Origin of the sequence: Enterovibrio norvegicus DSM 15893 (genome assembly GCF_900115495.1) — a bacterium.
GTDB lineage: Bacteria > Pseudomonadota > Gammaproteobacteria > Enterobacterales > Vibrionaceae > Enterovibrio > Enterovibrio norvegicus.
The window spans coordinates 92,932-99,590 of the sequence record NZ_FOWR01000018.1; the positions used below are offsets into that span (position 1 = coordinate 92,932).

The following is a 6,659-nucleotide window of genomic DNA, read 5'->3' on the forward strand; positions in this document are numbered from 1 at the left end:
CGTATCAAGGATGTAACTCTATGTTTTCCAACCCAGACCAGATCGAGCGTGATATCGAATGGATCCTCAACGCACCCAGTGTGGTCAGTATCAGCAACGACATTCAAGTTGATGACGCGTTTTGGCAGTTACAACAACGTCCTCACCAACTAGATTATCAAGGCGGAAGACGAATAGGGTTTTACTACCAATGGTTGATTCAATCACTGCTCAATACGCACCCTGAATACCAAATCGTCGAAGAGGAGCTTCAGGTAGACGAGAACGGAAGAACACTCGGTGCGATTGATTTCATCGTGAAAAATGCGAGCGGTGAATTGGAACATTGGGAAGTGGCGATAAAATTTTACCTCGCCTATCACGGTGAGTGGCACGGACCGAATGCCAAAGACACCCTCGCAAAAAAATATCAGAAGATGATGGGACACCAACTGCCGCTTTCTCAAACAGATGCCTTTGTGTCGCAATTCCCGCATCTAAACGTGAGCAAGCGGAAATTGTTGGTTCAAGGACGTTTATACGTAAACCCCTTTTTAGATACACAAAAGGTGGAAAACCCTAACGTCGAACCTGATGCAATATCAGGATATTGGTGCTGGGCAAAACAGTGCCCAGCGGAAAAACGTTTCTTCGAGCTTGAAAGGCATCAGTGGATGGCTGCACCACAACACTCAACGCTTGAGCCATTTATCATGAGAACGCCACTTCAGCGCGCCCAGCATGTGGTCGACGAAGAGGGTAAACACTGGTTCATTGTTCCTGACGATTGGCCTACTGCACACGTGTAAACATGTTCTTCAATGGGTAGAAACAAAAAAGCCACCGCAATTCGCGATGGCTTTGTCATTTCTCACGCGGGTTAGAGTCCTGCGTTTGTGAACACGTCACTCACGATTTTTTCTGCTTCTTCTTCAATCAGACGCAAGTGCGCATCGCCTTTAAAGCTTTCGCAGTAAATTTTGTAAACGTCTTCTGTACCCGATGGGCGTGCAGCAAACCAGCCAAACTCAGTAGTCACTTTCAAGCCACCAATGGCTTGACCGTTACCTGGGGCATGCGTCAGTTTCGCAACGATTGAGTCACCCGCCAATGTATCCGCAGTCACCATTTCGGCAGACAACTTACTGAGCACCGCTTTTTGCTGTCCATTCGCAACAGCTTGAATGCGGTTGTAACTAGATGCACCAAACTTCGCGGCCAATTCATCGTAATATTGCTGTGGATTCTTCCCAGTTACCGCGGTAATTTCTGCCGCCAACAAACACAACAAAATGCCGTCTTTGTCAGTACACCAAGGTGTACCATCTTTACGCAAGAAAGATGCACCCGCACTTTCTTCGCCGCCAAAGCCGATTTTTCCGCTGAATAAACCATCAACAAACCACTTGAAGCCAACAGGCACTTCACACAGTTCACGGCCCAGGCTTGCAACGACTTTGTCGATAATGGCACTGGATACCAACGTTTTCCCAACGGCAATATCTGATGACCATTCTGGACGATTGCGGTAAAGATAATCGATGCATACCGCAAGGTAGTGGTTCGGGTTCATCAAGCCAGAAGGTGTCACAATGCCGTGGCGATCAAAATCAGGATCATTACCAAACGCTAAATCGTAGTTGTCTTTGTACGCAAGCAAGCCTGCCATCGCGTAAGGCGACGAACAGTCCATGCGGATTGCACCGTCTTTATCCAACGACATGAAACGGAACGACGGATCAACATCATCATTGACCAGTGTAATGTCCAAATCGTAGTGCGCGGCAATCGCCTTCCAATAATCAATGCCAGAACCACCCAGTGGATCGACACCAATGCGTAAATTGGCTTGTTTGATGGCCACCATGTCGATCACATTGCTAAGGTCTTCAACGTAAGCAGGCACGAAGTTTTGCTCGACGAAAAGATCACTTGCGATCGCATCGGCGTAACCCATGCGTTGCACTCCCACAAGTCCCTCAGCGATAAGATCATTTGCACGAGACTCTATGGCTTTCGTGATATCGCCTTCAGCAGGTCCACCATGCGGAGGGTTGTACTTAATGCCCCCATCTTGAGGTGGGTTGTGAGATGGCGTGATCACAATGCCGTCCGCCTGTGTGCTTTTCGCGATATTGTGAACAAGAATAGCGTGTGAAATACCCGGTGTTGGTGTGTATCCGCCCGCTTCCTGCGCAATCACATTCACGCCATTCGCAATGAGTACTTCAACCAAAGAACAGAATGCCGGTTCTGACAACGCGTGCGTGTCTTTACCTACGTAAAGCGGGCCTGTTACACCGTTTTTAGCGCGAACTTCAGCAACGGCTTGTGCTATCGCCCAGATGTGGTGTTGGTTAAATGTCGATTTATCTGCAGATCCACGGTGGCCTGACGTGCCAAATGCAACGTTGTGATCAGCGTTTTTTGGGTCTGGTGTTAACTGGAAGTAGTTTGAGACAAGAAGAGGAATATTGTAGAGATCTTGCTGCTGAGCACGTTGCCCTGCACGATCGCGGCTAGCCATACAGTCGCATCCTTTCAGGAAATGAGTAGTTATATAGAGTTAGAGGCTTGTCAAAGACAAAGCCTCTAAAATTTCGCGTTACGCTGAACAGCACTGAAAGCTCAATGCGTTCGCGTTAATGCTTGGCAACAGCCAGCATTAAATTTCGCCGACAACCTTCTCGGTAATGTCGTTAGCAAAGCCCATTTTAGCCATCAACTGCTCAACCATCTGGCGTTTTCGGCCAGTATTGGTGTTAGTGATAACCCAAAACGGTGTGCTTGGGATGTGTTTTGGTTTAGTGGTTTTTCCGCTTTCTAATAGCGTTTGCTCATTATCAGCGAAATAGACACGGGTTCGGCCTTTCAGTGCAGTTGCTTCTGAAAATGATTGCCCATCAATACGATACAGTGCCGACAACACCAACATAAAACGACCAATCGCTTTATCTTGTGCGGCAAATTCATCAGAGATCAACAACGAACGCATTTCCTTAACACGATCGATGGTGTCGCTCTTACCTGCATCTTTACTAACAACAATACCTTGTGGTCTTGACGCTGTTTCCAACGCAGCAGCAGAAGGCTGCTCAACCTGTGGTGCCATTAGCAGTCGACGCAGAATATCAGATGCGCTTTCACCAATGTGTTGAGTTTGGCTGGCAATGTACCGGTATAGCTCTTCATCAACCTCAATCGTCTTCATCGTTTGATCATCGTGTCCTAATTACAATTCAACGGGGCGATTATACAGAGTTAGAGAGGTATACTCTATGGCAAACAATTCATATTGAGAGAAAACAACCGTGTTTTTGAACTTTAAGATCCAAGGAGAAGGACAACCTTTATTGTTGATCCACGGACTTTTCGGCAGTTTAGATAATTTAGGCGGGCTGGCACGTGTTTTAGCGGATCACTACAAGGTGTATCAGATTGATCTTCCCAACCATGGCCAATCTCCTCGCAGCGACGATGTTACGTACCCATCGCAAGCGAGTGCAGTAAAGGATTTCATCACCCAACAAGGTCTGAATCACGTTTCTGTTGTTGGACACTCGATGGGCGGAAAGGTCGCAATGGCCTTCGCAATGGCAAACCCTGATCTTGTTGATCAATTGGTCGTGATGGATATCGCCCCTGTCCAATATCGTGTAAGACGCCACGATGCTGTGCTAGCCGGTTTAAATGCCACCATGCAGACTCCTATCGCGAACCGAAAAGAGGCAGAGCAAACATTATCTCAGCATGTTAAAGAGCCAGGCGTTAGGCAGTTTTTGTTAAAATCGCTCGCCAAGCAAGACGATGGGCTCTTTAACTGGCGATTCAATGTTGCCGCCCTAGAAGCCAACTACGATGACATTACGGATTGGCCACTTAATGGTGTGTTTGACAAGAAAACCCTGTTTTTGAAAGGCGCAGATTCTGATTATATTGCTGCGGAACACCGCGACAGCATTGAACGTCAATTTCCACAGGCAAAAGCACACGTTGTTGCAGGGACAGGGCATTGGCTGCACGCTGAAAAACCGGATACGGTTGCTCGCGTGATCACTCGCTTTTTAACAAAGTCAGAGCGTTAACAGTCCACTCTTTGTTGTGATATAGTGCGCGACGAATAATAGTTCCGAACGGAGGCGGAAATGCTGCACGAGCATTTCGAGTTGCTCGAAAAGATTGGACTGGACCTGCTTTTTGCAGGCATTTTCTTTTTTATCGGCATGGCAATCAAGGACGTACTTAACGAAGGAAATGTACCCCCTTTTGGTCGACGTATCGTTTGGCTGGTACTTTTTCTAGGATGCGCAGGGTTTATCACCAAAGGCGTCATCCAATTGTTTTGGGAAGGAACGGGCATAGGCTGATAAAGCCGCCTGCAAACCCAACTCAAACGCAAAAACGTTTCCGACAGTAAGAAGGCGCGGCCTTCTTCTACACTTAACATTTTGGGGTTGTATGTATTGCACCCCGCTTAACAGAAAATAGGTACTCTCTATTATGGCGAGCGTAGGTCTCTTCTTTGGTAGCGATACAGGTAACACTGAAGCTATCGCCAAGATGATTCAAAAACAACTGGGTAAACAACTGGTCCACGTTCAGGACATCGCTAAAAGTAGCAAAGAAGACATCGATAACTTTGACCTTCTGCTGCTTGGTATCCCAACATGGTACTACGGTGAAGCACAGTGTGATTGGGATGACTTCTTCCCAGAACTTGAGCAAGTAGATTTCTCAACCAAACTGGTTGCGATTTTCGGCTGTGGTGACCAAGAAGACTACGCAGAGTACTTCTGTGACGCGATGGGCACAGTCCGTGACATCGTTGAAACCAAAGGCGGCACCATCATTGGTCATTGGCCAACTGAAGGTTACGAGTTTGAAGCGTCTAAAGCGCTCGTTGATGATAGCCACTTTGTGGGTCTGTGTGTTGATGAAGACCGTCAACCAGAGTTAAGCGCTCAGCGTGTTGAAAACTGGGTGAAGCAAATTCACGAAGAAATGTGTCTTGCAGAGCTAGAAGGCTAAGCCAGTGCATTCGAGAAAAACGCGCCAATGGCGCGTTTTTTTATGTCTATGCACAAACAACCTGAAAATTGGCGCATTGAGGGCCTCCCTTCAGGCGAATTGAATCTGGCACCTTCAGGTTGTTTGGGTATGTTTGTTTTTAGACTCTTTTCGATAGTCAGGCTTCTTACGCACATAAAGTACGCGACGAACCCGTGCTACCACTTCGCCATCGTCATTCTTCACATTCACAATAAACTCAGGAAAGACTTTATCTCCCCCTGCGGTCTGCTTCTTTATCGACGTGACCACATCTTCAGAAATAACAAAATCAGCAAATAGCGCGGAAGCACCCGGCTTAATAAAATTGATATCAGCTTCTTTGTCCCACACGAAATATTCTTCGCGTAAGATCCCCATCAGCATCAAGGCATAAATCGGATCAGTCATTGAAAAAATACTGCCACCATACTGAGTGCGATTTGCATTTTTGTTCCACCAACGCAGCTTCAATCTGACTTTCGTCGCACGAAAGTCATCGCTGATCGACATGATTTTGATACCTGCTCCCCAAAAAGGCGGCCAGCAATTTAATGCGAATTTCACAATCTGTGGTTTGTAGTATTTGTACACAAGACATCCCTTTCTGGTCTAACCAGTCCTATCCTGCCACTTTTGCATTTCGACAACAAGCCGCAAAACCAAGTAATTAAGTCAGATATTTGGTCTGTCCTACTAGCCGCGGCTTATCACATTTGTTACGCTACTTATCAATTTTCCCGTTCTCACTCACACTTAGGGAAAACGCAATTACGTAGGAAGAACCGGATGTCAGATAACAACAAGGCACTGAAAGACGCAGGATTAAAAGTCACCCTGCCGCGCTTAAAGATTTTAGAAGTCTTGCAACAGCCGGACTGTCAGCACATCAGCGCCGAAGACCTCTATAAGAAGCTTATTGATATTGGCGAAGAAATCGGCTTAGCTACTGTTTATCGCGTATTAAACCAATTCGACGATGCAGGGATTGTTACTCGTCACCATTTTGAAGGCGGTAAGTCCGTATTCGAATTAGCCACTCAACATCACCATGACCATCTTGTCTGTTTAGATTGTGGCAAAGTGATCGAATTTACCGACGAAACGATCGAACAGCGCCAGCGCGAAATCGCGACCCAATACAATGTGCGTCTAACCAACCACAGTCTCTACCTTTATGGCCACTGCATAGAGGGCGATTGTAAAGCAGATCCTAGTATTCATAACGACGAAGATTAATACCTTTGCAAAAAAGAACATAAAAAAACCGGAGCCTAGGCTTAATGCCGATCGTTTTAAGTCATTGAACGATCCTACACAGGCTTCATAATCGGCCTCAACATTGTTGAGGCCGATTTTTTATGTCTGAGTTTTTGAAAGAGTTACACATCACCGCTGAGTTTTGCCAAGACCACCCTATCAACGCATTCTCTAAACACATTCCTCTTGAGTGGGTTGAAGAAGCAGTCAAACAAACCGGACGCGCTTCTTTGCGTAAACGTCGCTTTCCCGCTGAGCAGGCTGTTTGGCTAGTTTTAGGGATTGGATTACTGCGCAATCGCTCGATTCAGAATGTTTGTGACCAACTTGAGTTGGCTTTTCCTGATACCAAAGGGGAACTTCCTCCTCTCGCC

The 6,659-nt window shown here is 46.6% G+C and carries 9 protein-coding genes; 6 read left to right on the plus strand and 3 right to left on the minus strand.

Features of this window, described 5'->3' with window-relative positions; all coding sequences use genetic code 11:
- Nucleotides 1-20 precede the first annotated feature (20 nt).
- A complete protein-coding gene (locus BM082_RS13125) occupies nucleotides 21-788 on the plus strand; it encodes a DUF1853 family protein (RefSeq protein WP_074927235.1) in 768 nt (255 codons plus the stop codon).
- Between the two features lie 71 nt (nucleotides 789-859).
- On the opposite strand, the gene pgm is transcribed toward BM082_RS13125, so the two are convergent.
- Both pgm and seqA read right to left on the minus strand, forming a co-directional pair.
- Entirely contained in the window at nucleotides 860-2,506 is a 1,647-nt protein-coding gene (pgm, locus tag BM082_RS13130; protein WP_074927237.1) for a phosphoglucomutase (alpha-D-glucose-1,6-bisphosphate-dependent), read from the minus strand.
- A gap of 138 nt (nucleotides 2,507-2,644) precedes the next feature.
- Nucleotides 2,645-3,190, minus strand: a complete 546-nt coding sequence (seqA, locus tag BM082_RS13135; protein WP_017008820.1) for a replication initiation negative regulator SeqA — start codon at nucleotides 3,188-3,190, stop codon at nucleotides 2,645-2,647.
- 100 nt (nucleotides 3,191-3,290) lie between these two features.
- Between seqA and BM082_RS13140 the strand changes: the two genes are divergently transcribed.
- The 3 genes from BM082_RS13140 (at nucleotide 3,291) to fldA (ending at nucleotide 5,007) form a co-directional block, all read left to right on the plus strand.
- Entirely contained in the window at nucleotides 3,291-4,064 is a 774-nt protein-coding gene (locus tag BM082_RS13140; RefSeq protein WP_017008819.1) for an alpha/beta fold hydrolase, read from the plus strand.
- A 60-nt stretch (nucleotides 4,065-4,124) separates the two neighbouring features.
- Nucleotides 4,125-4,346: a DUF2788 domain-containing protein gene (locus BM082_RS13145; protein ID WP_017008818.1), complete on the plus strand. Its 222-nt coding sequence runs from the start codon at nucleotides 4,125-4,127 to the stop codon at nucleotides 4,344-4,346.
- 133 nt (nucleotides 4,347-4,479) lie between these two features.
- Nucleotides 4,480-5,007, plus strand: coding sequence for a flavodoxin FldA (gene fldA / locus BM082_RS13150; RefSeq protein WP_017008817.1), 528 nt, complete (start codon nucleotides 4,480-4,482; stop codon nucleotides 5,005-5,007).
- A 114-nt stretch (nucleotides 5,008-5,121) separates the two neighbouring features.
- Here fldA and BM082_RS13155 read toward each other — a convergent pair whose 3' ends face one another.
- Nucleotides 5,122-5,619, minus strand: coding sequence for a DUF4442 domain-containing protein (locus tag BM082_RS13155; RefSeq protein ID WP_074927239.1), 498 nt, complete (start codon nucleotides 5,617-5,619; stop codon nucleotides 5,122-5,124).
- Nucleotides 5,620-5,814: 195 nt separating this feature from the next.
- Here BM082_RS13155 and fur point away from each other — a divergent pair, with 195 nt between their 5' ends.
- The gene (gene fur, locus BM082_RS13160; RefSeq protein ID WP_017014121.1) at nucleotides 5,815-6,264 is read left to right on the plus strand and encodes a ferric iron uptake transcriptional regulator; all 450 of its coding nucleotides are present in this window, start codon (nucleotides 5,815-5,817) and stop codon (nucleotides 6,262-6,264) included.
- A gap of 122 nt (nucleotides 6,265-6,386) precedes the next feature.
- The coding region (locus tag BM082_RS13165) for a transposase domain-containing protein (protein ID WP_208862527.1) at nucleotides 6,387-6,659 on the plus strand (273 nt) is incomplete at its 3' end.